Source organism: Methylobacterium soli, assembly GCF_008806385.1.
GTDB lineage: Bacteria > Pseudomonadota > Alphaproteobacteria > Rhizobiales > Beijerinckiaceae > Methylobacterium > Methylobacterium soli.
The window spans coordinates 3,431-4,318 of record NZ_VZZK01000093.1 but is presented as its reverse complement, the minus strand read 5'-3'; the positions used below and the strand labels follow the sequence as shown (position 1 = coordinate 4,318).

Genomic DNA, 888 nt, shown 5'->3' with positions numbered 1-888 from the left:
CGGTACGGCGGAAGCCGGCACGACCGTCACGATCTCCGACAACGGCACGGTGCTGGGCACCGCTGTAGCCGGCGCCAACGGCGTCTTCAGCTTCACCCCCACCACCCCGCTGGCGCAGGGCGCCAACAGCCTCACCGCCACCGCGCAGGACACGGCCGGCAACGTCTCGGGTGCATCGGCAGTGGTCGCCCTGACCATCGATGCGGCTGTTCCCTCCACTCCTGTTCTGACGGTTTCCGCGGGACCGACGAACGACACGACACCAACGATCACCGGAACGGCGGAAGCAGGCTCGACGGTGACGATCTCGAACGGGACGAGCGTGCTCGGCTCGGTCGTGGCCGGACCGGACGGCAGCTTCAGCCTCACACCGACGGCAGCCCTGCCGGAGGGTACCGCCAACCTGACCGCCACGGCGCGGGACGCGGCCGGCAACCTCTCGCCGGCTTCCGCAGCCGCGCCCGTCACGATCGACACCACCGCGCCCGTCGCGCCGACGGTCACACCCCTGCCGGGCACGACCACGGACACGACACCTACCATCACGGGCACGGCGGAAGCGGGCGCTACCGTGACGTTGCTGGAGGGATCTACGCCAGTCGGCACGGCTGTCGTGAACCCAAATGGGACCTTCACGGTCAGCCCGACCAACCCGCTTGAAGTAGGAGAGCACAACCTCTCAGTCCAGCTGACAGATGCGGCTGGGAACGTGAGCACGGGCTCCACTCCCATCAATGTCGTTGTCGCGGCTGCTCCTGATGGGAATACCGGCACGGGTGGCGGCACCGGTGGTTCGGGCGGCACCGTCGGCGACGGCGGGTCCGGCGGCACGGCGCCCGTGCTGGTCGGCGACGTCAACCGGGCGGTCGCCCACGCGCCGGCCGTCTC

The 888-nt window shown here is 70.0% G+C and carries 1 protein-coding gene; it reads left to right on the top strand.

The window, feature by feature from the left end:
• A partial coding sequence (locus tag F6X53_RS31825; protein WP_244965646.1) for an Ig-like domain-containing protein occupies nt 1-888 on the top strand: 888 nt, incomplete at both ends.